The following is a 24,071-nucleotide window of genomic DNA, read 5'->3' as shown; positions in this document are numbered from 1 at the left end:
GGTTGAACAGATTGTAAAGTCCGACATCGGAGGACGTTACTACGCATGAAACCCCAAGATAAAGCCGTGACACGGCACTCCGTTGAAATCAGAATGGCAAGTCTCATCTTCCCACATCATAAAGCTTTCGCCCATAGTGGAAGAATAACCAGGATTCGCTATTTCTCCTAACCGTCAAAAACTTCCAGGTGGAATTGTGTCGAGACCTGAAGTGGCTGTCGAGTCGAGGGATCTGATTCTCTCTCTTATGGAATCAGATTCACTTTTCCCTGAGCAGAGATTCCCTGAGCAGAGATGAGTGGTTACTGATCAAGGCCTTTTACTGATCAACACATTGACACCGCGCAGTGCCAAAGTCTGTCCCACAACGAATCCGAAAGGTCATCACCTTCTCATCGCGGCGGAGAATTGTGAGATTGACGTGATCTCCGGGGGCATGACTGGAAATCGTGGCGACCATCTGCCGGAGGGTCGGTTCTTCGACATGATCAATCGAAAGAATCTGGTCACCCGATCTCAGCCCAATTCTTGCCGCTGGTGAGCCGGGAATGACTTGATCAATAATCACCATCGAACCAAAAGGCATCGCACCAACAATTCCCAGGCAACCATTCGATTCCTGGCTGACGATCAGTCGGGGATACCAGCGGCGAAGGTCTTCAACCTGCTCGAGCGTGATGTTCACTTTTTCTGAAAGGTAAAGAATGTGCAGGACATTCAGACGCCGCAGATACTTTAAGGAGGTGGCATCTCCCCGAAAATTTTCTCCCAGTACGGCATACTCCACATTGATTCGCCCGGAATCCTGCTGAGCAGAGTCTGATTCCATCCCAATGCTTGCCCCCAACGCCTGAAGGGCTTCGATGGCTCGGCGTCGCCTCAAGGTCAAGTTTTCTGACAAAGCTTCCCAAGCAGTTTCAGCGATATTTTTTTCGTCACTTGCGGTCAATTCTTCAATCGCCGTCAGGGCGGCTTCTCCAGCTTCCTTTTCATTCAATACGGCCATATCCGAGAGAACATGAACCAGTGACTGACAATCTTCAGGGTCGGCATGAATTTGCTTGACAAGCTCAGGAATGACAGGCTCTCCCGCCTGTAATAACTCCTCGGCAGCACGGCGACGAATGGCAGCGTTACCAGACTTCAGAGCCTGCACCTGAGAGCTGACCGACGCCATCTCCGCAGGATCAATACGTGATTGCGAACCAATGCTGGCCCAGGCAACCACTGCCAGTAAAACGGCAATAACGAAATAGCGACCCGGTATTGGCAGCATTTTTCCACTCCGGATTCAGCAACGCTCAAACACTGCCAAAATTTTTATTGATGCCATTTGCCACTCAACAATTGAGAACACGGTCTAAAACCACTGAAGTTACTCTTCCGGCTCTTGTTCATTCCGAATGGGCATCGAGCCGGGCGGTTCCTTCGTCATCAATTTCTAAATGAATCAGGTTCGGACAACAGCAGACAGGGCAATCCTCAACATATTCCTGCTCTCGTCCCTGCGAGATGTCAATCGGTACGTTAATCTCTTCGCCGCACGAATGACAGATGTAGATTCCTTCTGAGGGAATACTTGAAGCCCGGCCAGAGCCTTTCCGACGTCGTCCCATGGTCGTCCCCGCTGGTCTGCCTGAGCGATCCCCTCCAGGATCAATACCCGGCATGTTCAAAAAGTTTTCATCTCAATCACAATTAATCTCATGCGGTGAGAACCCTCGGAATCTTTTTCACTTCCATCAGGTTCGTCTAACGACTTTCGAGCAACTCCAGGCGGCTTTACCAAATAGTCACTGAAGTTGATGTGGCGGAATCGCAACATCAACTCCTGAGAGCATGTCGCCAGATCACAACCCAACCGGAAAGAACGATACAAACGGAAACACACGTTTCCAAAATACGACTCAAAACCCAAAAAATCGCTCAGTCCACCTTGAGAAGTCTGGCAAATCGCGAAATAGTGCCAAAATGCTCAAGTTCAGCGAAAAACTGCTGCCCGCCTCTTGCCTCTCTTATCTGGCCATGCGTCTGGCATGGAAACAGACCGTTGAAGCGTTTGTCTTTCAACAACGTCGGTTAGAATCGCGAGACGACGCCTCTCTACAAACAGAATCAGCGTCAGGCAAATGGCCACATGCAGAGAAAAGTCGTCCCAGCCAATCGGGTTTTCTCTGCGAAGTGCCGTTTCTAGCGGAAGTTGCGCCTCAGGTGCAGTTGGATATTCTGGCTGATTTTTGGGCCCGGCACGTCAGTCTGGCCCATTACCGGGCCTCGCTTCTTGATGAAGCTGTGCTGTACGCCGCCTGTGAGTCAGCCGCCACACTTATTGAACGCGATTCCCATGCGGTGCCGCTTCATTTGAAAAACGGCCCGCTTGACGTCACTTTCCCAGTGGATGAATCGCTTTCCAGTGAAATCCGGCGGCTTTACCTGCAACTTCCCAGTGAAGGTGATTACCTCCTGATCGGGCAATTCCTGGATGTGCCACCGGAAGAAGGTCGCAAGCTGAAAAAGAAATTTGGCCTGCGAGTCAGTGAAACGGAAATGATGTTTGACCTTCTGGGCCGCTGGTCAATCCTTCCCTCAATCAATGACCGACTGGCGGGCCTCCTGTCATCGCAGGAAGTTTCCCGCCTTCGGAAAACGCTGGTTCGTCATACCCGCGTGTGAGACATTCATCAATTCGGTGCGGTTTCCTTCTGATCTGTTGCGTTCTGGCGGTGTAAAAAACGACTTCCCAGAACAAATGACGCACAGACTCCGCCACGCCGACCCACAAAAAGGTTCAATGGCGAGCGGGTTTAATGATGGAAGTGGCGTCGGCCCGTGAAGATCATCGCGATGCCGTAATCATTACACGCTTCGATGACTTCTTCATCTCGCTTCGATCCACCAGGTTGAATAATGGCTGTGATACCCGCCTGGTGGAGTTGATCTATCCCATCACGGAATGGGAAAAAAGCGTCAGAAGCGGCAATCGCTCCGCGGGCACGTTCTCCCGCTTTATCACAGGCAATTCGAGCAGAATCCAGCCGGCTCATCTGTCCAGCCCCCACGCCAACACTGGCACCATTTTTAGCGAGCAGGATGGCGTTACTTTTGACATGCTTACAAACGGCCCATGCGAACTCAAGATCCGCACGCTCAGATGTTGTGGGGGGGCGAGATGTCACCACACGCCATTCATGGGTCTGTTCTGGTTGATCATCCTGCTCCTGAACCAGCAATCCACCGGTAATTTTGCGGTATTCCGTTTGCCGGGGGCGTGAATCGATCAGCGCCGGGCACTTCAGCAAACGGACGCTATGTCGCCATTTGGGGGCCGAAGTCAACATGGCGATCGCTTCAGCTTCATATCCTGGAGCAATGATGGCCTCAATAAATCGGCCCGGAGCACAGAGTTCTTCTGCCGTCGCGAGATCAAGCGTACGGTTAAACCCGAGAATCGAGCCAAACGCACTAACAGGATCACCAGCATCCGCTTCGACATAAGCTTCACTGATCGCGTCAGCAACGGCGCACCCACAAGGGTTGTTGTGCTTGATCACCGCTACGGCAGGCTTGGAAAACTCACGAACAATCTGCAGAGCCGCATCAAGATCCAGGTAATTGTTATAGGAGAGTTCTTTCCCGTGAAGCACTTCCGCGCGTGCCAAAGTGGCTGGGTGAGGTGCGGTTTCGTGATAAATGGCTGCCTGCTGGTGAGGATTCTCGCCGTAACGCAGAGTGGCATGGCGATGAAACTGCAATGCCAGTTTCCGAGGGAACGTCGTTTCAGGGCTTTCGGTATCGTAATCCGTCAGCAGCCCCTTCATGTAGTCCGCAATCGCCCGATCATAAAGTGCTGTTAATTCAAAGGCGGCAGCAGCCAGTTCCCGGCGGAATTCCAGAGAAATATGCCCTTGTTCCAAGGCAGTAGCGACTCGGTCGTACTGGTCGGGAGTCGTCACAATCAGGACGTGAGCATGATTTTTGGCTGCCGAGCGAACCATCGATGGCCCACCGATATCAATCTGCTCAATCGCTTCAGCCGCCAACACTCCTGGCTTGGAAATTGTTTCCACAAAGGGATAGAGATTAATCACTGCAACTTCAATAGGCGTAATGTGATGGGTTTCCATCGATTGACGATCACCGGGAAGATCCGGGCGACCCAGCAATCCCCCGTGGACTCGAGGATGTAACGTTTTCAGCCGTCCATCCATCATTTCGGGGAATTCGGTATAGGCAGAAACGTCGGTGACCCGCACGCCCCCTTCGTCCAGCACCTTGGCTGTACCACCAGTGGAAAGGATCTCAAATCCCATCGCTTCCAGTCGCTGTGCAAACGAAACAAGACCGGATTTATCACTACAGGAAATGAGCGCACGGCGAGGCATGAGGGCGAACTCCACGAAATCGACCAGAGAAATCGTTCCGGCAGAAAGAAAAAAACGTACTCAACATCCTATCGCAACAGGCAATGCCATATCAACGAACGGGCAACATCAGGAACAGTGTTTGTTGTCCCTTCTGATGAGATTTCTTCAGACGGTGGTTTTAATGGGTGCAGTGCATCCGCAATATTACGAGGAGAGCAGGAGGGGCTGATTGATCTGATGATGGGTTCGAGAATACGGGCGAGGCAAAAAGTCGACCTACCAGAAACCGACAGTTGCCAAAGAGCAAACCCGTGCGGGATACTGTGGGGGAAACAAAACTACGCCCAAGTGGATTCGAACCACTGACCGTCGGATTAGAAATCCGATGTTCTTTGTCTTTGAAGAGGGAGGCCGGAATCTAAACCTGTACACTATTTTTCTCAAAGAATATCCTATTGAAAATAATTTATCTTTTAGCCGCTCGGCCGGCATCGGTCTGAAGGCGACTTGCTGCGATCTCGCAGTACTCCTCCGAGATCTCGATGCCGATGGCTTTTCGTCCGGTCTGGCTGGCTGCCACCAGAGTGGTGGCACTCCCGGCGAACGGATCCAGAATCGTTCCGCCCTCAGGGCATAATCGCACCAGGTCGGCCATCAGTGCCGTCGGCTTGCCTGTCATGTGATGCTTGTCAGTCTGCCTCACCGTATGGCGCAGGCAACCATCGAACGGGCCAGCATCATTGCGGTTCACACACTTCTTCAGTGGATTTCTCGAACCCCGTATGCAGTGTTTCCACCAATTGCAGACAGGCACCCGGCTTCAATAGATTCAGCCTGTTCACTCATTCGGGGCCAGAAATGATTCGTGTTCAATGTCCGAGATGCCTTTCCGACTATGCGATAAAACCGACGCTCGTCGGCAAAACTCTCTCATGCCGAAAGGAGGGATGCTCGCAGTCATTCGTTGTTCAACAGGCCGCCTATCCAGCGCCACCTGAACCCCCTCCCACACCGGATCCAGAGACTTTTCCGGACGATCTTTCAGGGTCATTCTCCCGATCGACATACTCGCCTGATAACCTCCCAATCTCCGAGGATGAAGTTCGAGAGGCAATCAGAAGAGCGGGTATAAAACCGGACTCACGAATTCCGTGGAAAGCATTTATTGCAGGGATCATCACGATTTCCCTGCTGGGAGTTGGATGGAAGATCTTCAGTACCATGTGGAATGGCTTCACGGTCGTGACGTCACCAAGGTGGGAATATCAGATCTTTTCTGCCCCAGACCACGAATTGCCATATCACCTCGCTGTCAAGGGGAATGAGCGATGGGAGATCATCTCTTCGCGACGGGCGATTGACCAAAAAGAAGGTGTGTATGAATTCGTGATGCGGCGTCCAGCCGCGACTGTGGAAGTTCCGCATCGTGACATTGCTCTGAGTTCGCTCAAAAAACAGATTGAAACCAAGGGGATTCGTGGAATCGAGTGGGAAGAAACGGCATCAGGATTTCGAGGGAAGAGGGATGGGATTGAAATCTCATTGTTTGCATACAGCAGTGGCAACCGGTGTGATTCAGTCGAGCTTCACGGCCCCGCTGCCTCCGATGCACTGAAGGATAGCATGTTCGCCATCATGGAAGGGAGTCAGCTCGTTGGAAGGGATTTCACTAATGCCTGGGAGGAAGGGCGAAGCAATCTTGCCGCTGGAAAAAATTACTTTGGGAGTGGAATCCGCACCCTGATTCCAACGAGCAGCTATATCTTTGTGAATGATTCTGACCCCAAGCAACTCGACATCACAATTCGATTCAAATGATAAATCGCATCCGCCTCACGATGGCCATCTGGCTGATCATGGCTTCATCCCTCTGCTGTGCGGCTGAATTCATGGGAAAAGTGATCAAGGTCACTGACGGTGACACGATCACAGTGCTGGACGCATCGAAAACTCAGCACAAGATCCGATTGCTCGGAATCGACGCGCCGGAAGCCAAGCAAGCCTTTGGGGAAGTTTCACGGAAACACCTGGCTGGCTTGGTGGCTGGAAAAGAAGTGAAGATCATCTGGACGGAAAAGGATCGGTATGGCCGCATCCTTGGAGATGTTCACTCAGGCGAGAATTGGGCGAATCGGGAAATGGTCGCAGCCGGCCTGGCATGGCACTACAAGAAATACGACAAGCGGCCGGAGCTGGCCGATGCCGAAGTGACAGCCAGAGCAGGGCAGGTGGGGCTATGGGTGGACAAGCAACCGATTTCCCCATGGGAATGGCGGCTACAAAATGTACCACGCTAGCTCAACGACAGCAGGCAGAGAGTTTTCCCTGCCTGCTGTGTGACGGCATCAAGATCAAGCCGCACGAGTTTCACCACCCAGAATGGTCATGACTTCTCCACTAATGTAACTGGAGTCGACGTTTGACGCAAAAAAGACAAATGCCGGTGCAACTTCTTCGGGTTGTCCCGGACGTTTCATAGGCGTCTCAGCCCCATGCTCTGCGACTTTTTCAGCAGGCTTTGAGGCGGGTTGTAGAACCGTCCAAATGGGGCCAGGGGCCACGCAATTGACCCGGATTCCGCGATCACTCAGATTTTGGGCCAGCGACTTGGTAAAGGCATGAATTGCCCCTTTCGTCGCGGCATAGTCAATCAAAGTTTTATTCCCTTCAAGACCTGTGATCGAGCCACAATTGATAATGGCTGACCCCTCTTTCATAAACTTCAAAGCATGCTTGGCCATATAAAAATAGCCAAAAATATTCACTCGAAAGGTCTTTTCCATCTGATCAAAACAGAGGTCAGAGAATTTCTCCGTGGTTTCTTGGAAAGCTGCGTTGTTCACCAGCAGATCCAGACGCCCAAAATGCTGGTGCGTCTTCTGGACAGCTGTTTCACAGAATTTCTCATCGGACACATCCCCCGGGAGCAACAGGCATTCTTGACCTTCATCCCGAACGGCTGCTTGTGTCACTTCGGCATCAGATTGTTCTTCCGGCAAATAGACAATAGCCACATTGGCCCCCTCACGTGCATACAAAACAGCGACGGCACGGCCTATTCCGGAATCTCCACCGGTAATCAAAGCGACTTTGTTTTTAAGTTTCCCCGATCCCTGGTAGCAAGGGGCCTTGTAATGGGGCTGAGGAGTCATTTCTGACTCAATGCCGGGTTGAGGTTGGGATTGCCCAGGTAGAGGTGATTTAGGATATTTCGTTTGTGCGGTCACGCTCGATCCTCCGAGAAAAACGCGAGGCCTTTTAGCCTCTTTCAGGAAATCGCTCGAACCTCATGTTGGCGATGACTGTAGAGACGAGGGAATGCTCAATTACACGCCGACGACTTTCTGGGTGCGGGTTTCATAATTGTATGCCCCTGATTGCTGCATCAATCGAAGGGCTTCGTCGTGACGCTCAGGGGCATCTACAGAAACGACAATCCGTCCCAGATTGACTTCAGACTCGTAATAGTCCGATTCAACCCGAGGAACCCCCAGGCCATAAAGTGCACCTGCCACTCCAACGACGGCGGCACCAACTGCTGCACTAGAAAGAATCGAAGCCAGCGTGCCGGCAGCGATTGCAGGGCCAATCACCGGCATGACCCCCGCGACAATTCCCAGTCCCCAGAGAGCTCCTACACCTGCCCCTGTGGCAAGTCCCGCAACCAAGCCTTCCATTTCAGCGCTTTCATCTGACTGGGCGGCATCTTCAGGAACGTAGCGGGCATCTCGTGAGATAAAGCCAATCGATTCTGCGGAAAAACCCGCATCACGAAGATTTTGTACCGCCTGCTCTGCTTGTCCAAATGTTTTGAAAACTCCCACAGCGACTTTTCGTTCGATGGTGGACATGATCGACTCCCTTTCACACTCTCGATAATGCGGTCTCCCCTGTAGAGACAACAATGAGTGCAATCTGGTCTGCACAAGATGTGCCGAAGAATTTATTGAGAATGGGCCTGGAGAGCTTTCACAAGGCCCATTTTGTTAAGACGGCTTCTTCCAGAGATTCCTGCTTCCTTGGCAAGGTTATAAAGCTCATCCCGGGTACGCTCATCGAGGGGAAGGTTGGGGTTACCAGTGCCTTGTGTTCTTCGATTTGATGTGTCGCCACGCTTACGACGCTGCTTGTTGACTGTCCGGGCCGCGATTTCTTCCGCTTCGTCTTCCGACTTGCCCTGATGAAGTCCGCTGTTACGAATGTGTTTGTATTGCCTTTCGTCTTTATGGCTCCAACCTGCTGGCATGATAGTTTCCTATTAATATGGCTCCAAGAAAGGCGACGGCTCTTAATGTCGCGATGAGAGCCAACTATTAATGAGACGGCCTTTATTTTTTTGACAGGCGTGTTGCAAGATTTGTACCCTATTGCTGTTCTGGTTGATGGTTGACCATCCTGATTGGCAGCAGCACAAAAGCTGAGAAAGTTGCGTATCGCCAGCGAACGGCATGGCTATTTGAAGACCAGAAATTAGGGCGCAAGCTTTCTTTTTTCTGAAATTCTTTGAGGGTCCCTCAAATGATTTTTTTTGTGAAAACTCTCAGAAGTGAAAAAGGGCCATTCACTCTCCAGCAACTTCGGGCTCTGGCTACACAGGGCATCCTGAAGCCAAGCCATTTGGTGAGGCGGGAATCAGAAGTCGAGTTCCGCGTTGTATCAACCGTTGAAGGGATTTTCACCAGCTCAGCATGTGGGTTGTCTTCCAGGCGGCCTTCCATCGACACTCCGCCTGCGTCGCCTCCAGAATCTGACACATTTCAGATATACGATAATCCCAGGGACACGATCAGTTGGGACGATCAGAAAAAGTGATTCCGCGTGGAATCACCCTTGGCTGGCTCTCCGCTCACCAGGCTGAGGAGCCGGCTTAGGGCGTGGTGGTTTCGGGCGGTGGGACTGATTGACTTCCGGGGCATCCTGTGTCTGGCAGGTGAGGCAGTTGGTCAGATCTGACCGGCGTTTTCCTAAGATCACCAGGCCGTGTTTCCGGCAGTCGAACGTGGTGACAGCCTGGGTCTTCATGCTCGGGCAGCCGATGTTGCACAAGATCTGCCCGGACTGGCGGCCACGGAAGGGACACGGGAAGGACTCCAGCAGTTCTTTCTCGCCCGGCATCAATGGTTTGCTGATCAGGCTGGAGGGCTGGGGGATGACGCGCTGGGTTGTCAGTGGCTTCGGCATGAGCGGATCTTTGCCCCGGCCTCGCTCCACGATGGCCAGTTCTTTGATCAGGTCTGCCCATTGCTGTTCGCTCATTCTCCGGGGCTGGACGTGGGCGGCTTTGATGCCATTGAGTTCTGGATAGCCCAGTTCTTTATAGCCCAGTAGGGCGTTTCTGGCTTTGGTGGTGAAGTCTTTGCCGGCATAGGGTGAGCCGTCCACATCGCCGTACTGGTGGACGTATTGAAACTCGGGATGCACCCACGCATGACGGCCCGCTTGCCGGTACTTTTCCTGAATGTAATGCTCTTCACCGCCCCAGCCTCGGCAGTCGGGATGGAAGCCTAACCATGATTCGCGGCGTACCAGAAAGAACCCGCAACCGGCGGTGGCTACCTTATACGGCTGGGCGTCCGCAGCGAGCGTGTGAGGTGCCGCCGTGCAGACGCCGAAATTGCCATCGGCTCCCCAGCGCTCGGTGCGATGGCTGCACACCACGGCGGGCGTTCCGTCGGCGTTGACCATTCGCAGATGGAGTTCCATCGCGTGATGGATGTCATCGTTGAGCGGGTTCGCGTCGATCCAGGAGAGGATGCGTTCCAGCACGCGCGGTGGCAGTTCACAGTGCGAGTCCAGGCACAACACCCAGTCGCCGCTGGCCTGACGCAAGACTTCATTCTTGGTGGGGGCCGTGCCCGCGGCTTCGACGAACTCTACGTAGCGGGCGTGGGGCAACTCGGTCATCCGCTCTTTCGCTTTGCTGGCATGTTTCTGGCCACGTACTTTGTCCGGGATGGTCAATGAATTGTCCACGCACAGCAGCTCCACGTCATCGACCACGCCCAGCGCGAGGCGGTCTTTATGCAGCCCCGCCAGCGTGTGCCAGAGGCGTTTGTAATCGCAGCAAGTCGGAATGCCGATGGTGAGTTTTGGTGTCATCTCTATATCCATGTATAATAATCAGCACCGGCGTAATAGCCGCCGCCCATGTCGCCCATGATGTCGATAAATACGTCACCAACGCCGACGTATTTAAGAATGAGGCTGTCGCCGACGCCACAGCTGATATAGGTGGCCGGCTCAGCCTCGCAGTAGTATGCCATCCCGTGGAAGCCATCCCCCCACGTGAAGTTCGCTCCCTCGGGGTACAGTGGGCCGTAGACCGTGAAGCTGAGAATTTCGTAAAAGCAGGGCGTTGCTTCTCCTGTCCCCGATCCGGTTTCGCTCTCACTCCCGGAACCAGTTTCAGACTCGCTACCCGTGCCGGAATCTGAACCGGATCCCGTCTCTGAGCCGCTGCCAGCGCATTCGCCTTCAATGCTCCAGTCTTCGTTGCTTCCGGGGAGCGTCTCGAATAGCACCTCATCCCAGGTGTAGTTGTCGAATGCCCAGAAGTTCGATTCAGCGCAACCAACAGAAAAACGTCCTTCCCCGTCAGCCCATAATGACCCATTCCAGGTCAACACATGCGACCCTTCAGACGGTGTAGTGAGCACGATTTCGGAAGGTGTGCCGGGCGCGCAATCGCAAGGGCCGGTGCCGGTGCCTGAGCCGGTCTCCGATTCGGTTCCAGATCCGGTCTCTGATTCACTGCCAGTGCCCGACTCTGAGCCGGTGCCGTCGCAATCCAGCGGCATGGGCTGGCATGGCGTTTCCGCGTATTGGCCGGTGTATTCTCCGTCGTAATCAGGCGGGCAGGCATCGCAGCCGGATTCAATCGACCAGCAGGGCGATGACCCCCATTGATCCCAGTGACCAGGTTCCGAGTAGCCATTCCATTCCCACGCCTGAGTTGACACGCACGTCGGGCCGGTGCCAGTGCCGGTCTCTGAGCCGGTGCCAGAGTCTGAGCCAGAGCCGGTGTCTGAGCCGCTGCCGGTTTCCGATTCACTCCCGCTGCCAGTTTCGAGCGGCGGGCATTCCTCCATGTAAGGCTGTGTGCAGGGTGTGTAGGCCACTTCGCCGTCATAGGCTCCCACACGATCTGGCGGGCAGGCTCGGCAACCCTCGGGACAGAAGCCGTCACCGCTGTTCCACATGTTGTCTTCGGCCAGCCATGTCCAGCGCTCCTCAGTCTCGCAGCCTGTGCCAGAATCTGAGCCAGTCCCCGAATCCGAACCAGAGCCAGTATCAGAGCCTGTGCCTGAGTCACTGCCTGTGCCCGAGTCTGAACCGGTACCGCTATCTGAGCCACTGCCGGTGTCTGATCCTGTGCCATCACAATCAATGCGGCGCAGTGTGACGACAGTGTCAGACCACGATTCGTCAAGCGCATACCAGGGGATTACGTGGTCGCGATTGCAAATATATGATTTCTTGATAAATCCCGACTGGAACGCGCCGTTATAAAAGGGGTAAGCAGCAAACGCACCTAAGATCACATACCAGGAGACCATGTCATGGCCATCTCCAGGATGGAGATTCAGAGTCACATTTCCAGCAGGGACGCCATCCACGATCCAATTGTAACTATAGGCGCTGACGTTGTGGCATTCATCGTCGGAGAGGTAGAGCGGGAACACGCCGTTGTACGCACTTTCCGGTGCCCCGCTGATCTCGATTTCCCAACAGTCCAGACAAGGATTGTGGCACTCCTCCTGGCACTCTCCCGCTATCAGTGTGATTGTGTCCGGCGCTTCGGAATTGTCGCCATCTCGGGTCAATACAATGGTGCCCGCGTCTTCAATCGGTCGTTCCGCCAGATAATCCACTGTGAGGTCGCCGTGCGTGTGTTGCAGTCGCAGCCGATAAACCTCAGACCCCGCGTACTGACCAAAAGACGCGGTGCCTCGGAGCCACGCATAAGCGATATGCGGCGTCGTAGCGAAGAAACAGTTGGCTAGTTCCCCTTCCCCCCCTGAGTTCGTGAGGATGTACAAGCCGTTTAGTAGTGCATGGCTGCCTGTAAATTCCGTGGCATCAAGGATGTAGCAACCCTCAGATGCCAGATCCTCACACAAGCTCGTAACAGGCTCCTCCGGCTCCCACGGGCCGGTGAAATTGACCGGTGGCCATGGCCCGCCGACCGGCACGCCTTCGCTTTGGCGCCGGAGATTGCGCCAGAGCCGTTCGATATCGACTTTCGCAATCTCCACATCTTGTCTGAGGGCATTTAGCTCCTGCATGGATGTCCGGAATGGCGTCGTCATTTTACTGCTCCATCCCAGTTTCTGGGTCGAGGTACGCAATCCGGCTGTGATGCGTCACGCCCACCACTTCACGCACCTTGTAACCCTTGAAGGTCTTGAACAAATCGAACGTGAGCGTCTGACCGGCGTAGAGTGTCACTTGCTCTAAAGCCCGGATCTTGAGGCGTTCCCGCAACTCGGCAGGATCTTGCCCCAGCAATTCGGCCCAGTCGCCTGAAAAGGTGATCGAAGTCAGACCTTGGGATAGGTCGTATTCAACGTCTGTGACGACGGCTTTAATTTGCTCCCAGCCGGTAGCCATCGTGCCACCAGCCCCGTTGCCACTGGTCATGGAGACGCGACGATTCAGGCCAGCAAACGAGAAATCCAGACCGTCCAGAGTGACACCACCCACCCAGACAATGTCCTTCTGCTCATCCAGAACGGATCTTGCGTACTTACGGAACTGCTCCAGGCGGGCGGCAGTGGTGACGGGGGTTCCCCACTCTTTGCCGGTGGATAAAAACTCGCTGTACTCCTGAAGCTCACGAGTCAACCCCGCTGAAGTGAAGACCGTCCCCTCCCAGCCCGATTCCGGCACGCGAACTTCGAGGCAGGGGGCGTACGGTGCCCAGATGATGCGCACGGCAGACGGTGCGTAGACCGTCTGAGTCGTGCCCGGTCGGGCGGTCGGATGCTGGTAATAGGGCAACGTCCCCTGGAACGTCGCAATGCCGTTCAAGAAATCGAACCACACACTTTCGACCGTCACCCAGGAACCGCCGCGATTATACGACACCTGAATCACAGGCCGCTTCACGTTGTTGAATTGATAGGGGCCCACGGGGATCGTGATATACTCGGGCAGGAGAGCTGCCCCGCGACGTTTCACCGCTGGGATGATCTGCCAGCGGTGCCAAGCCTGTTCGGTGTGATATCCGGAACTGTCGCCCCATGTCTGGAGATTCACCGGATCACCCAACGGCATGAGTGAATTCACTGGCGGGTCAATGTCGTCTTCGGCGGGCAGAGTCCAGTGAAACACTTCCAGCGTGTTCGTCTCGGGGCCGTAGACCCTCACAGCCGAATGACACTCTTCAATGGACGATTGGAGTTGCATCGACAGCACGGGGAACGTGACGGCGGGATCGTTAAGACGCAACGTCACCTCGGGCGAGGCGTCAATCTTAATGAATCGCCACTTGCGACTACCCGGCTCGAACAACATGCGCATGCGAGGATCAAACTGCCTGACCCGCTCTAACGCTGATCGGATCCCCTCGGATTGGAACACCAGCTTCTGTTGCGGCTTGAAGTCAAACGGGGCCAGATCAGCATCGACAAACGGCATCTCTGCCGCTTCGACGGTGCCATCCCCAGGGGCTGCGTTGCGCCACACTAATGGGTGGTAACTGTATTCCAGCACACCGGCCAGAATCTGACCCACAGTGCCATCACTGCCGACGCTGTGCGCGTAATCGTCGTCTGCGTCGTTCTTGCAATTATAGACCAACCTCGGCAACGCGCCGATTGTCGGATAAGGCCATTGCCCCTCGCTGGGATTTCCCGGTTCCCAGGGTGCATTAAACACCACGACTTCTTTGGTCACGCGATAGGTGGAATCAAAGCATTCATAGTCGATGCGGTTGCTCTCGACCGGCTGAATGCTCTCCACGAACCCTTCAAAGAGGGGGTTGGCAGCCGATTGAGCCGATCCCCGGATGGTCTCTCCCTCGAGCCAGAGACGGACGAACCAATACTCGATTGGCTGCGTGTGCTGGGGTGCCACCACAGAAAAGGTAAGCCGGGCCGCATGCTCATAACTGATCTGCAACTTTAGATTGGATAACGCCAAATCTTGCAGGTCGAGTTCAGTGAATTCGCCAAACGGCTCGGCTTGTGTCTGCATCCGCACAGTCATCGCGTGCTCCTCCGCTGGGCCGCTTGACGCTGTGCAGCGGCTCCCTGAACGATGGTTTTCTGAGCGTCTTCCAGCTTCGCCAGACGTGCCGAAAAGGCTTCGTTGGCTTGCAGCATTTCCGTCTGTGCCCGGATGCCCTCTTCAATCACGTTGATTTCGTCTTCCGATAGCTGCTTGCTCTTGCGCATGGCGTCAATCTGGCCTTGGATCAGGTCACGTTGCGCGGCAACTTTTTGAACAGGGTCAGTCTTCCCCTGTTGATCCTTCACGACGGCTTCCCGCTGAGCAGCCGCCACGGCCCGCTTGCGTTGAGCCGCCAGCCGCTTCTTGGCCATGCCGTCAGCCCCCTTCATTTTGCCGGCGTTGGCCTTGTCGAAACGCTCCCCGGCGATGAGTCCGGCGCGATTGCGGAGCTGCTTGCGGACTGCGTTCGGATCTTGTCTGGCCAATGCCTGCGCAGGATCAAATTTCGCCACATCCTTCAGCCGTTTTTCAGCAGCCTCTTTGTTCTTCGCGTTGGCCTTGACCGCCCACTCTTCCAGCTCTTTTTCTCTCGCCAGTTTTCGGGCGGTTTCGCTGACCGAAAAGGCAGCCACCGCCTCCGTCATTTCCATTTGACGCTTGGCCGTTTCCTCTGCCGCTTCCGTGGCGTCTTTGGCCAGTTTCAGTCGCAGGTCTGACTCCTGCTGGATGAACTCCTTCTTACGCCGGAACAACTCCTCGGCGGCTCGATCCTCCTCACGGAAGCGATCCCGCTCCTGTTCTGCAAACATCTTGCGGATGGCTGCCAGCTTTTCCTGGTCTTGACCCTGCCATATCGGCGAGGCTTGTTCGGCGCGGCGTTCCCCTATGGTTTCCAACAGCTTGATATCAGCCTCAAATTCGTTCTTTCTCGAAGTGGTTGCCAATTCGATTTCATGCTTACGCAACACCTCACCGGCGGCGTGTTGATCCGCTGCAATGCGAGTGGCTTCAGCGGCCACCCGCCGTTCCTGCTCAATCCGAAATTCGGCCTCATCTTTGGCCAACGACTGCCGCAATTCGACCGTGGCTTTGAGTCGGTCAGTTTCGATGGCTCTAAGCTGCTCATTGAGTGAATCAGTCTCTTCACGTGTCAGATTCTCCCGCTTCAATTGACCCTTCAGGCGGTCTTCCTCCTGGTCAATGAGGGCCGCTTTCTCTTGCCACTCCACCTGAATCATGCGCTGCTTCTCGGCGTGGACTCGCTGCGAAGAACTCATTTCCAGTTCGTGCAGTTCCCGCTCAGAAGCTCCGCGTGCCTTGGCAATTTCGATCTCGTGACGGCCTCGGGACTCGACCAGTTCCAGCTCTTGTTCCAGTAGCCCGCGACGGGAAATCAGAGCTTCCGTTAACAGTCCCTCGTTCGCGATGCGCGACCGGTCAATCTTCTCGTTGACTTTGGCCTTTTCGGTCGCTTCATCCTTTCCCGTCAGCGTGTCTTCACGAGACTGAAGTTGACCGATTCGCTTTTCGTAAGTGGCCGTATCAATGCGTTCTTCGTTGAGCTTTTCCTGTGCCCGCCGGTTCTTGTCTTTTTGCTCTGGTGACAGGCTGGAATCCTGTGCGTCCAGGTCAAGGCGGGCCTGCAATTCCGTCTGCTCGACCATTTTCTGATTGAGTTTGTCGCGCTCTCCCACCACGTCAGAAACCGTCTTTAGTTCTCCGATGCGCTTCGTTTCTTTGGCGTCCTTTTTGTCCTTCTCCGCCTCTTCATTGACCTTGCGAATTTCCGCGTAGGTTTCTCTGGTCAACTCCTTCAGTTTTCCCATACGCTCGGTCATGCGGCCCATCTGGTCGAGCCGCCGTTGTTCGGCGATGTAGGCTTCCCCACTTCCTCCCGTGATGGAGACGAAGAGTGACTGAAAGCCCCACACGCCTTCCTTCGTGAGGCGTGACGTCTCATTCAGCCCCTCGACCTGATAGCGTGCCCACTTGGTGGCTTCCTTGTTGATCCGGTCATACATCGAAGGGAGAGGATTCAATCCGGACACGAGGGCACTGGCCGCACTGCCAATCCGTCCGAATTCGGTGGTGGCCGTCTTGCCCACCTCCCGATAGCCCTTGTTGATGCGGTCGAGATTGCTTTCGACCTTCACGGCCAGATCGTCGGCCAGGTCGATCCCTTTCCGCTTGGCCAGCGTTTCCAGGCTCACCCCCAGTTCCGTTGATTCCCGCTTAAGGTCTTCAAACTTGCGGCGTTGCTCATCGGTCGCCTTGCTGGACTGTTCAAAGGTTTTGCCGGTGCGAGCCATCACCGCGCTCAAGCCTTTGATGGCCGTGCTGAGCAGCAACGCCGCTGGCAATGCTTTGTCGACCACCTTGAGAGCCACGCCGGCACCTGTGCGAAGTGCACCGGTACCCAGGCCGGCACGCCCCGCCACTCTGCCAACGGCTCCCGCGCCTTTGGCGCCCACACGGACAGCGCCCCGCGCAAACCGGGCGGTGTTGCTGTTGCCAATCGCCTTACTGGCGGCTCTCGCTCCACGCACTGTGTTAATGGCACTCGACCGCACGGAAGCACTGAGTTTGGCCCGGGCTTCGGTCAACTGGGCCGTGCGGGCAATGAGACGGCCCGTGCTCTCGACGGCTTTTTCGGTCTGCATCCCCAGACGTGTCAATCGCACGGTGTTTTCATCGAGCTGCGATCGTAACCCCGTCCAGGTGGTGAGCTGGCGGGCATTCGCGGCGGTCAGTTGCTCGGCGACCTTGCGCTGAGCCGTGGCGGCTGCGGCATAGATCTCGGCGGAATAATACGTACTGGCAATGGCGGTGCCAGTTTTGGCAAACGTCGCTGCCTGCTCCAGCATGGCCTGTGACAGCCCACCGCTGGCCTTTTCCAGACGTTGTTGGGACGCTTCCGCCCTCGTGGCACTTTGCTCGATCTCTCCGAGCGGGCCGCTCACCTGGTTATTGAGAGTGTAAGTCAACACCATCGCCATAAATCTAATCCTCCTGATGGCCAGGCTGCTTGGCCGCTGCCTCCTCAATCAATTCCCAGACAGCCAACCATTCCTCAGCCACTGCCAACGGCAAGGCCTCAAACTCCCGCAGGCTGATGCCCAGTTTCTTCCGCAGGCCGCTCGATCTCATCAGAGCGGCCAGGCGGTCGAGACTGGGGGAACTCAGGCGGCCGTGGAGCCATTGGCGGGCGAGGCGCCGGACTCCCCCGGCGTGCGGCCCTGGAGCAGTTCCGACGTGGCGACGGAAAACTGGCGGAAGGATTCCGCACTGACCAAGAGCAACTGCTGGAATCGCTTGGCACTGAACTCCAGATCGATGAGCACATCACGCGGGCTTTCGCCCACTCCCAGAGACTCCGCCGGTTTGGGTGTCTTCACACCCTTCCAGCCAGTGACTAAGGAAGCCCGCAACGCAATCAGCGCGGCGAAGTGATGGCCATCAGGATCATCAGCGAGTGACGACAATAGGGAATCCTGCCGCAACGATTCCGCGAACGTGGGCTTGCGGATGATCAGTTCAAATTCCCCTTCCGGTGAAGTCACCGGCAAGGTGATTTCGGTAGGGATATCGAGATTCAATACAAACGACATGGAACCATTCCTTAATCAATCAGCCCGCGTTGCCGAAGAACGTCCTCAAACTTCGTGAGCTGGGTTTCCAGTAAAGCGTTGATTTGTGCGGCCCAGGCGGGCGGGATGCGGTCGGGCAGGAGCTTTCGGTGCCGCTCAAAGAACCGGGCCGCGAGGGCCGTGTAATGGACAGAGGCGGTTTTACGGACACGCTTGTTTTTCACCGCGAGCTTGACCGAACGTTTCAGCTCCCCGGTGATCACACCGATTGGCCCTCTGCGAGGCCGCTTCAGGGGTTGCCACCGCAGACCTGATCGGCCTCGACCCGAATGACCGAGGCTCTCGAATTCCTCTTTCGCGAACTCAATCAACAGTTGGGCAATCTCGTTGATCGAGGCCGACAGCGAACGATCCAGCTGGCGACTCAGTGTCGACAACTCGCGGTGCAATTCTTCGGGTCTCAGCTCAGTGGTCATCAGGCCACGTCTTCGTAAGCGAACGTGATGCCGTTCACTCCCGACGATTGTGGCTTCAAAATGTCGAACTCTAACGGCTGCTGGAGAATGCCCCGCTGACGGGCGGTCTTGGCGGTTCTCAAAAACAATCGCGGCAGAGTGATCGTGATTTGCGTCCAGTCCGTGGACTCTTCGCCGGTGCCCATATGCAAGCCTTTGAGTACCAGTTCGGCTTCGACCTCCTGTTCTTCGGGGTTCAGATCAAGGATGGCCTCTGACCAGGTGTTGGTGATTTTTGGCGGGTTAAATGTGACGGTTTCGACTGTGTCGCCGGAAGGCATCGACAGCGGCACATCGCTGTTGAGATAAGACGTGATCAGGTTGTGGTTAGTGACCAGGTTGAACCCACCAAACGGAACGGTGGCACCGCCCAGTGTGAGTGTGCAGTCTGGCCCGAACTGAAACTCGATCAGCTTCTTCCGATCGAACGGCACAGTGGGAGCCGCACCGACCGTGGATTGTCCCTGCTGATCGCGGCCCATCAACGCCAGAGCCAGTGTGATCGGGCCACCCTCTTGTCCTGCGAGAGTGGCCTGATTGACACGCAGGCCTCGGTGTCGCTGGTTATCGACGTTGAGGCCTTCATACCAGTTCCCGGACTTTGAGGCGCGAAACTTGGCTTCCGGGTTGGCAAACGCCCAGGTGAGCAGGTACTCGGCCAGACTGGGCAGCCCTTCCGCCTGGCGGAACCCAAACAAATTAGTGTTGAGGTTGCCCGAAGGCAGGCCTCTGAACCGCCGCCCATGTTGCCGCTGACGGGAGCCGGCGTAAGGGGTTGCGTTGCGGGATTCGGCCACATATTCGACGTCATACGTATCGACGGGAACGTGGATCAGTGTCGGGGAACCGGGGTAATCCGCCCAGGTGGTTTCGTCGACGAGGGCCAGAAATGATTCGTTACCGGTCAGAATTTGAATATCGGCAGGCATCAGGAACTCCCTCCATGGAAGTAATCGAGGTAAACAGGCAACACGATGGTGAGCGTGACCTTAAGGGCCTGGCGGCTCGGGGTGCCGGGCAAGGTCACCCCCGAAATCTGAAACGGCCCGAGCGGTTCCGGCAGATGACCGGTCACCCGGCGGACATAAGGCACTGTGCTCCCCTCTGGCGCACAGCGGCAGATGGCCTGTATGAGCTGATCACCGAGATATTCGGCGAGCGTCAAAGATCCCGCCGGCAGCCAGAGCGTGATTCGCAGAGAGAACGGACACTTCTGCAGCACGTTCAGGATCTGCTCGACACTGAACGGAGCCGCCCACTCGACGGCGATGGCCGGGAATTCCGATAACGAGGGCGTCCCCCGCAGGAGTAGCTCTTCGGTGTCGGCATCACTCTTGAACAACCGGTTCCACTCGAAGCCCGCGGGCCAGTCCCAATGGTCAATCGCGTCCCAGATCGCCAGCCGGGCCTGGGTGAGCAGCGAAGCGGGCGAGGGGAGTTCAATGGAAGCAGACGCCCCAGCCAATAACTCGACCGTGAGGGCGAAACTGGTGACGTACACCCCGGGAGTGCGGAGCTGCTCGCGATGGACGATCTCCGGCTGCTCGATGTCGAGCACCCGGCCGCCGGTCACTTCCCGGTCAGCGAGCCAATCGCGGAGCTGCTCGGCCAGGCGGTCGAGCAGCTCAATCAGCGGATCTGTGGTCTTGGTGACCCGCACGGCGAGCACCACCCGGACGGTGTACTGTTCCAATGCCCGATCCGATGTGCGACCGACTTCCTGCCAGTCCTCCGGATCGAACAGGATGGTCGGCGTGGTCAGTCCCGCCAGGCTCTGGAGATCGACATGCCGGCGGTCGGCATCAAACGACAGTTCCCAGCCCCCCGCCGGTGGCGTGTTGAGCTGCATCAGCAGGGAGTTGATGGCGGTGTTGATGCGGGAATTGTCAGGCATGATGGGGGGCTTTCTGCTTTTTGGCTTTTCCGCTTCTCGGCTTCTCAGCTTTTCTGCTTCTCGGCGGCCTGGCTGCCTCAGTTGCGGCCGAGCCGTTTCCGTTCTTTGGGGGAGAGATTCATCAGTGTCGCAGGCTGCAGGCATTGGCCATTCCGGCAGGCCGGGGTGGGCATCGGATACAGCGCCGGTTGCGGCAGCCGGGCGGGAGGCACCGGAGGAAGAACCGGAGGAGCTGCCGGCAAGGTCGGACGCTGGACAGGAGGGGACGGCACGGTCACCGGCGGTGCCGGAGCAGGCTTCGGTTGGGCGGGAGAAGCGTCGAGCATCGCCAGCACCGACAAGTCGAGCGGCCCGGCAGCCGGAGCTTCCAGCGGCGCAAGAACCGACAGATCAAGCGGCGGCAACGGAGTGAACGCGGAGCTGCTCACGCCGCCGGTCGCGTTCGCACTCACGCCAGGGGCGTCGAGCATCGCCAGCACCGAGAGGTCGCATTGAAGGCCAGGCTTGTCCTTCAATGGCTCCTGGCCGAACGCCTGCACCGGGAAGGCGATCCCCGCCAACAGGATGAGGACCAACGTGAACACCAGGCCGAGCAGCAGTTTGTACGCGCACATTTTCAGAATCCTTTCTGAGGGACAGGAGACGATCGAGGGTCGGGCCGATATCGCCGTCTGCCTCGAAACCAGAGACGTCGGACACGGCATAGATCACGTTGCCCGACTTGATGAGACGATCCATGTCGGCCCACGAGACCCAGAACGAGCCGGGAGGTTCGTCGTCGAGCGGCAGGGGATGTTTGCTGGAATCCGGATCCGCCCCGTGGGAATTCCACACGAGGAAGTACCGGCGATCGGAAGTGGTGCCGCGCTTGCCGTCGTAGCCCACGAAACACATCTGATGCGCCCATGATCCCCAGCGGTTGACCACATGGCGGCCATCCCGCTGGTCGTAGCCCAACGGCTTCGACCAGGTCGTCCAGGTGCAGGGGTAACCGTTGGTGATCGCTTCGCAGAGTTCCTCGACCGATCGAATGGGGTGGGCCTGGCCCGCGCGGGACTTGCCCTTCGCCAGGAGTTCGGCGGGAGGCCCCTGACAGCCCCATCGATCGGCCAAGGCTCCGCTGTAGGGGACGCCCGCCTCCTGGGCGGTGATCGTCCCGTACTTCTCAAAGCCCCGGATAGCGGCCGTGGGATCTGCCCCGGCACTGCGGCAGGACGTCTTGGTGGCGATCTGGCGAGCAACCCCGAAGTGATATGGGGCGAATGGTTCGATGGCGGTTCGCAAACCCTTCATGGCCATCAGGGACATGCGGGTGCGGATCGCATTCTTGAGGCCCTGGCTGACGCAGTCACCAGTCTCCTGCCAGTCAGTCTGGAACTGCTGGCCCCACGGCTTGTTCGGCGTCTCGACGAACAGCGCGGCCCGATAGAGCCGCACGTCCTCCGAGGCGTGATCGCGGCCCGGGTCGTCGCCGGCCGCCGAGAAGAGCCGGGGATGCTTGGCGAGATCTTCCTGGAATGATTCCAGGGCCGAGGAGGCGACGCCCCAGTTCTCCCCGGTGGCCACCGGAGCGAGCGGCGAGACGACGAGCGCCACGCAAGCGAAGCCCAGCGCCGTCATCAGAACGGTGATGAGGATCCGCAGCAGGGTGTCTCTGGCAATCTTGCGTGGCATGGAAGCAGCTCCAGACGAGACAGAAACGGGAGACGACGAAACGAATCAGGGACGGCGTGGGACGTTGATCAGGTGATCGAGGCCAGGGCCGAAGCGATCTCCCGGAAGAGGCCTTCGTAGTTTTCGAGGGTCATCAGTTGGCCCGACCCGGCCAGGCGGGTGATCTCGGTCTTGAGGACGTCCTTCGCGGGTTGCCAGGCGGCGGGGAGCTGGGAGACCGGAATCAAGGCGCGGGTGAGGATCGCGGTTGGGCTGGTGATGGTCTTGTTTTTGATCGCTTCGGCCACCGCGCTGGCTTCGCCCGCCAGCCGCTGCGAGGTGGCTACGCGATCCGCGACCTGGATCGTGCGGATCGCGGCGATCAGCTTCTCGGCCACACCGAACGACTTCACCGGGACGGGAAGAGGAACCGGAGGATCGGGTTGCGGTATCGGCGCGGGCTGGGGAGCCGGGCCGGGTGTAGGCGTCGGGTTCGGTGTGGGTGTCGGGCTGGGCGGGACGGGATCCGGTTTCACGGGTTGCGGGGCCGGAGGCGGCAAGGGCTGTTCGCCGTCGACGATATACTGTCTCGCGATCGTATCGACCCCGAACGCGTTGCTTACCGAGAGCGTGAGAATGTACGTCCCCGGATAACCGGCAGCGGTGATGTCGACCGCCTCCGGGCTGGAGAGCTGCTTGCGGCCTTTAAGCTCGGGACTGATCGTCCAGCGGACGTGGTGGGGTTGGCCTTCGGAGCTTCTGGCGCTGAACTCCAGAAACTCCCCCGGCTCTCCCCGCGTCGGCCCCGTGATGACGGCGCGCGGCGGACGGCCGAACGAGTCCTGGCAGCCGGTGGCCAACAGGCAGAATAGCAGGGCTGTTCTCACCAGGCTGTAACACGGCACGCCACCGGGAGTGGGTCGCGACTGTGCGGGATACCAACCTTCCGGCAGGTGCAGAACCGCACCCCGCTCAAGCTCGACCGCCTCCATCGCGGCGAAGCTCTTGGTGGGCACATCGGGAAGATTGATGATCAGATCTGGCTCCGACTCGAGCGGGGGAATCACCGTCATTTCCGCCATGTTGGGGTTGGCCGGGTGCGTTGCAAAAGCCAATGAGGAACCCGCAGGGGCTTCAGGAAAGATCTGTTTCAGCAGATCAACCAATGGATCGACCGGCGCAGGATGAGGTGCCACTCCGCCATCGGAGGTGTCATCGTCGCCATCTTTGTTGTCACCGTTTCGCAGCTTCGTGAGGTAGTTCACCAGCACGGGCGCAAAGCCGGCGACCAGGGGCGTGTAGATGCCGAAGTCCGTCGAGGTGAGCCATTGACTGAGGTAGGCAATCACCACGCCGGAGAGGCCCAGCAAGAACGATTTCACCATCGGCGATGGTGTCGGGAATTGAGGCAATGTCATGTGACAGGCTCCATCGAAACAAGCATGGTATGAATTTTGAGCGACTGGCCGGTGCCGTCGCAGAACTGGTATTCCCGCTGGGATCCCTCGGGGAGCTGCACGCGGAACGTGCGTCGCACGCCGCCCGTCACATGCTGGATCCGGTCGCCGGTGGTCGGGAGAAACGGCAAGCCCCCGTTCTCCAGGGCGGTGAAACGCACCACGAAAAAGACGCTGTCGAACTCCACCAGCAGGCCGAACGCCGCCAGGGCTTTCTGATCCGAGCTGGTGATCATCGCCTGGAGCGGCATCTCCTGATCGTCCCGCAAGTAAAGGACAGACTCGGAAACGTGGAGTTCACGCTGCTGAGCCAGCCAGGTGCGGGCGGATTTCAGGAGATTGGCCACAGGCATCCACTTTCAAAAACGGGTGAAAGAAAAAGCCCGGCGGAGGGCGTGAGGCATGCTCTCGTGCCGTCCGCCGGGCGC

Annotated in this window: 24 protein-coding genes; 4 read left to right on the top strand and 20 right to left on the bottom strand. The window is 57.0% G+C overall.

The annotated features are described in order from the left end of the window. Positions 1–319 precede the first annotated feature (319 nt). Together SH287x_RS08135 and SH287x_RS08130 are read right to left on the bottom strand one after the other, a co-directional pair. Positions 320–1,276, bottom strand: a complete 957-nt coding sequence (locus tag SH287x_RS08135) for a PDZ domain-containing protein (RefSeq protein ID WP_479518174.1) — start codon at positions 1,274–1,276, stop codon at positions 320–322. A gap of 118 nt (positions 1,277–1,394) precedes the next feature. Then, on the bottom strand, positions 1,395–1,670 hold the full coding sequence (locus tag SH287x_RS08130; RefSeq protein WP_479518173.1) for a CPXCG motif-containing cysteine-rich protein: 276 nt from the start codon (positions 1,668–1,670) through the stop codon (positions 1,395–1,397). A gap of 301 nt (positions 1,671–1,971) precedes the next feature. Between SH287x_RS08130 and SH287x_RS08125 the strand changes: the two genes are divergently transcribed. Continuing rightward, positions 1,972–2,673, top strand: coding sequence for a hypothetical protein (locus SH287x_RS08125; RefSeq protein WP_479518172.1), 702 nt, complete (start codon positions 1,972–1,974; stop codon positions 2,671–2,673). A gap of 131 nt (positions 2,674–2,804) precedes the next feature. Here SH287x_RS08125 and purH read toward each other — a convergent pair whose 3' ends face one another. Continuing rightward, entirely contained in the window at positions 2,805–4,382 is a 1,578-nt protein-coding gene (gene purH / locus SH287x_RS08120) for a bifunctional phosphoribosylaminoimidazolecarboxamide formyltransferase/IMP cyclohydrolase (RefSeq protein ID WP_479518170.1), read from the bottom strand. 448 nt (positions 4,383–4,830) lie between these two features. Continuing rightward, positions 4,831–5,115, bottom strand: a complete 285-nt coding sequence (locus SH287x_RS08115) for a DNA methyltransferase (RefSeq protein ID WP_479518169.1) — start codon at positions 5,113–5,115, stop codon at positions 4,831–4,833. 470 nt (positions 5,116–5,585) lie between these two features. Between SH287x_RS08115 and SH287x_RS08110 the strand changes: the two genes are divergently transcribed. After that, on the top strand, positions 5,586–6,182 hold the full coding sequence (locus SH287x_RS08110) for a hypothetical protein (RefSeq protein ID WP_479518168.1): 597 nt from the start codon (positions 5,586–5,588) through the stop codon (positions 6,180–6,182). Further along, on the top strand, positions 6,179–6,661 hold the full coding sequence (locus tag SH287x_RS08105; RefSeq protein ID WP_479518167.1) for a thermonuclease family protein: 483 nt from the start codon (positions 6,179–6,181) through the stop codon (positions 6,659–6,661). Before SH287x_RS08110 ends, SH287x_RS08105 begins: the two co-directional genes overlap by 4 nt. A gap of 54 nt (positions 6,662–6,715) precedes the next feature. On the opposite strand, the gene SH287x_RS08100 is transcribed toward SH287x_RS08105, so the two are convergent. The 3 genes from SH287x_RS08100 to SH287x_RS08090 all read right to left on the bottom strand — a co-directional run bounded on the left by SH287x_RS08100 (position 6,716) and on the right by SH287x_RS08090 (position 8,610). Then, positions 6,716–7,591, bottom strand: a complete 876-nt coding sequence (locus SH287x_RS08100) for an SDR family oxidoreductase (protein WP_479518166.1) — start codon at positions 7,589–7,591, stop codon at positions 6,716–6,718. Positions 7,592–7,690: 99 nt separating this feature from the next. Further along, positions 7,691–8,215, bottom strand: coding sequence for a general stress protein (locus tag SH287x_RS08095; RefSeq protein WP_479518165.1), 525 nt, complete (start codon positions 8,213–8,215; stop codon positions 7,691–7,693). Between the two features lie 92 nt (positions 8,216–8,307). After that, positions 8,308–8,610, bottom strand: coding sequence for a citrate synthase family protein (locus SH287x_RS08090; RefSeq protein ID WP_479518163.1), 303 nt, complete (start codon positions 8,608–8,610; stop codon positions 8,308–8,310). 272 nt (positions 8,611–8,882) lie between these two features. On the opposite strand from SH287x_RS08090, the gene SH287x_RS08085 reads away from it, so the two are divergent. After that, positions 8,883–9,176, top strand: a complete 294-nt coding sequence (locus SH287x_RS08085) for a GYF domain-containing protein (RefSeq protein WP_479518161.1) — start codon at positions 8,883–8,885, stop codon at positions 9,174–9,176. A 12-nt stretch (positions 9,177–9,188) separates the two neighbouring features. Here the strand turns inward: SH287x_RS08085 and SH287x_RS08080 are convergent, their stop codons facing one another. From SH287x_RS08080 to SH287x_RS08020, 13 genes are all read right to left on the bottom strand, one after another. Continuing rightward, positions 9,189–10,463 (bottom strand): glycosyltransferase, encoded by a 1,275-nt coding sequence (locus SH287x_RS08080; RefSeq protein WP_479518160.1) that lies wholly within the window; start codon positions 10,461–10,463, stop codon positions 9,189–9,191. Positions 10,464–10,465: 2 nt separating this feature from the next. Next, entirely contained in the window at positions 10,466–12,673 is a 2,208-nt protein-coding gene (locus SH287x_RS08075; protein ID WP_479518158.1) for a hypothetical protein, read from the bottom strand. A 1-nt stretch (position 12,674) separates the two neighbouring features. Further along, positions 12,675–14,573 carry a hypothetical protein gene (locus SH287x_RS08070; protein WP_479518157.1) on the bottom strand — a complete coding sequence of 633 codons (1,899 nt, stop codon included), beginning with the start codon at positions 14,571–14,573 and terminating at the stop codon, positions 12,675–12,677. Then, a complete protein-coding gene (locus SH287x_RS08065; protein ID WP_479518156.1) occupies positions 14,570–17,533 on the bottom strand; it encodes a hypothetical protein in 2,964 nt (987 codons plus the stop codon). Before SH287x_RS08065 ends, SH287x_RS08070 begins: the two co-directional genes overlap by 4 nt. 4 nt (positions 17,534–17,537) lie before the next feature. After that, positions 17,538–17,684 (bottom strand): hypothetical protein, encoded by a 147-nt coding sequence (locus tag SH287x_RS08060; RefSeq protein WP_479514559.1) that lies wholly within the window; start codon positions 17,682–17,684, stop codon positions 17,538–17,540. A 32-nt stretch (positions 17,685–17,716) separates the two neighbouring features. Beyond that, a complete protein-coding gene (locus SH287x_RS08055; protein WP_479518154.1) occupies positions 17,717–18,145 on the bottom strand; it encodes a hypothetical protein in 429 nt (142 codons plus the stop codon). A gap of 11 nt (positions 18,146–18,156) precedes the next feature. Next, on the bottom strand, positions 18,157–18,600 hold the full coding sequence (locus SH287x_RS08050) for a hypothetical protein (protein ID WP_479518153.1): 444 nt from the start codon (positions 18,598–18,600) through the stop codon (positions 18,157–18,159). Then, positions 18,600–19,568 (bottom strand): phage tail tube protein, encoded by a 969-nt coding sequence (locus tag SH287x_RS08045; RefSeq protein ID WP_479518152.1) that lies wholly within the window; start codon positions 19,566–19,568, stop codon positions 18,600–18,602. Before SH287x_RS08045 ends, SH287x_RS08050 begins: the two co-directional genes overlap by 1 nt. Then, positions 19,568–20,677 carry a hypothetical protein gene (locus SH287x_RS08040; RefSeq protein ID WP_479518151.1) on the bottom strand — a complete coding sequence of 370 codons (1,110 nt, stop codon included), beginning with the start codon at positions 20,675–20,677 and terminating at the stop codon, positions 19,568–19,570. The genes SH287x_RS08045 and SH287x_RS08040 overlap by 1 nt, the downstream gene beginning before the upstream one ends. Then, positions 20,611–20,961, bottom strand: a complete 351-nt coding sequence (locus tag SH287x_RS08035; protein WP_479518150.1) for a hypothetical protein — start codon at positions 20,959–20,961, stop codon at positions 20,611–20,613. Before SH287x_RS08035 ends, SH287x_RS08040 begins: the two co-directional genes overlap by 67 nt. Beyond that, positions 20,924–22,207 (bottom strand): hypothetical protein, encoded by a 1,284-nt coding sequence (locus tag SH287x_RS08030; RefSeq protein ID WP_479518149.1) that lies wholly within the window; start codon positions 22,205–22,207, stop codon positions 20,924–20,926. The genes SH287x_RS08035 and SH287x_RS08030 overlap by 38 nt, the downstream gene beginning before the upstream one ends. Before the next feature lie 68 nt (positions 22,208–22,275). Then, positions 22,276–23,604, bottom strand: a complete 1,329-nt coding sequence (locus tag SH287x_RS08025; RefSeq protein ID WP_479518148.1) for a hypothetical protein — start codon at positions 23,602–23,604, stop codon at positions 22,276–22,278. Then, positions 23,601–23,996: a hypothetical protein gene (locus SH287x_RS08020; RefSeq protein WP_479518147.1), complete on the bottom strand. Its 396-nt coding sequence runs from the start codon at positions 23,994–23,996 to the stop codon at positions 23,601–23,603. The genes SH287x_RS08025 and SH287x_RS08020 overlap by 4 nt, the downstream gene beginning before the upstream one ends. Positions 23,997–24,071 lie beyond the last annotated feature (75 nt).

It is taken from the genome of Planctopirus sp. SH287 (genome assembly GCF_056500625.1).
This window is presented reverse-complemented; position numbering and strand designations above follow the sequence as displayed.

What these genes read in the sequence shown, in the direction of transcription:
- SH287x_RS08135 (WP_479518174.1), bottom strand. Translation starts at nt 1,276, where the DNA reads ATGCTGCCAATACCGGGTCGCTATTTCGTTATTGCCGTTTTACTGGCA.
- SH287x_RS08130 (WP_479518173.1), bottom strand. Translation starts at nt 1,670, where the DNA reads ATGCCGGGTATTGATCCTGGAGGGGATCGCTCAGGCAGACCAGCGGGG.
- SH287x_RS08125 (WP_479518172.1), top strand. Translation starts at nt 1,972, where the DNA reads ATGCTCAAGTTCAGCGAAAAACTGCTGCCCGCCTCTTGCCTCTCTTAT.
- purH (WP_479518170.1), bottom strand. Translation starts at nt 4,382, where the DNA reads ATGCCTCGCCGTGCGCTCATTTCCTGTAGTGATAAATCCGGTCTTGTT.
- SH287x_RS08110 (WP_479518168.1), top strand. Translation starts at nt 5,586, where the DNA reads ATGTGGAATGGCTTCACGGTCGTGACGTCACCAAGGTGGGAATATCAG.
- SH287x_RS08105 (WP_479518167.1), top strand. Translation starts at nt 6,179, where the DNA reads ATGATAAATCGCATCCGCCTCACGATGGCCATCTGGCTGATCATGGCT.
- SH287x_RS08095 (WP_479518165.1), bottom strand. Translation starts at nt 8,215, where the DNA reads ATGTCCACCATCGAACGAAAAGTCGCTGTGGGAGTTTTCAAAACATTT.
- SH287x_RS08090 (WP_479518163.1), bottom strand. Translation starts at nt 8,610, where the DNA reads ATGCCAGCAGGTTGGAGCCATAAAGACGAAAGGCAATACAAACACATT.
- SH287x_RS08085 (WP_479518161.1), top strand. Translation starts at nt 8,883, where the DNA reads ATGATTTTTTTTGTGAAAACTCTCAGAAGTGAAAAAGGGCCATTCACT.
- SH287x_RS08080 (WP_479518160.1), bottom strand. Translation starts at nt 10,463, where the DNA reads ATGACACCAAAACTCACCATCGGCATTCCGACTTGCTGCGATTACAAA.
- SH287x_RS08075 (WP_479518158.1), bottom strand. Translation starts at nt 12,673, where the DNA reads ATGACGACGCCATTCCGGACATCCATGCAGGAGCTAAATGCCCTCAGA.
- SH287x_RS08070 (WP_479518157.1), bottom strand. Translation starts at nt 14,573, where the DNA reads ATGACTGTGCGGATGCAGACACAAGCCGAGCCGTTTGGCGAATTCACT.
- SH287x_RS08065 (WP_479518156.1), bottom strand. Translation starts at nt 17,533, where the DNA reads ATGGCGATGGTGTTGACTTACACTCTCAATAACCAGGTGAGCGGCCCG.
- SH287x_RS08060 (WP_479514559.1), bottom strand. Translation starts at nt 17,684, where the DNA reads ATGAGATCGAGCGGCCTGCGGAAGAAACTGGGCATCAGCCTGCGGGAG.
- SH287x_RS08055 (WP_479518154.1), bottom strand. Translation starts at nt 18,145, where the DNA reads ATGTCGTTTGTATTGAATCTCGATATCCCTACCGAAATCACCTTGCCG.
- SH287x_RS08050 (WP_479518153.1), bottom strand. Translation starts at nt 18,600, where the DNA reads ATGACCACTGAGCTGAGACCCGAAGAATTGCACCGCGAGTTGTCGACA.
- SH287x_RS08045 (WP_479518152.1), bottom strand. Translation starts at nt 19,568, where the DNA reads ATGCCTGCCGATATTCAAATTCTGACCGGTAACGAATCATTTCTGGCC.
- SH287x_RS08040 (WP_479518151.1), bottom strand. Translation starts at nt 20,677, where the DNA reads ATGCCTGCAGCCTGCGACACTGATGAATCTCTCCCCCAAAGAACGGAA.
- SH287x_RS08030 (WP_479518149.1), bottom strand. Translation starts at nt 22,207, where the DNA reads ATGCCACGCAAGATTGCCAGAGACACCCTGCTGCGGATCCTCATCACC.
- SH287x_RS08025 (WP_479518148.1), bottom strand. Translation starts at nt 23,604, where the DNA reads ATGACATTGCCTCAATTCCCGACACCATCGCCGATGGTGAAATCGTTC.
- SH287x_RS08020 (WP_479518147.1), bottom strand. Translation starts at nt 23,996, where the DNA reads ATGCCTGTGGCCAATCTCCTGAAATCCGCCCGCACCTGGCTGGCTCAG.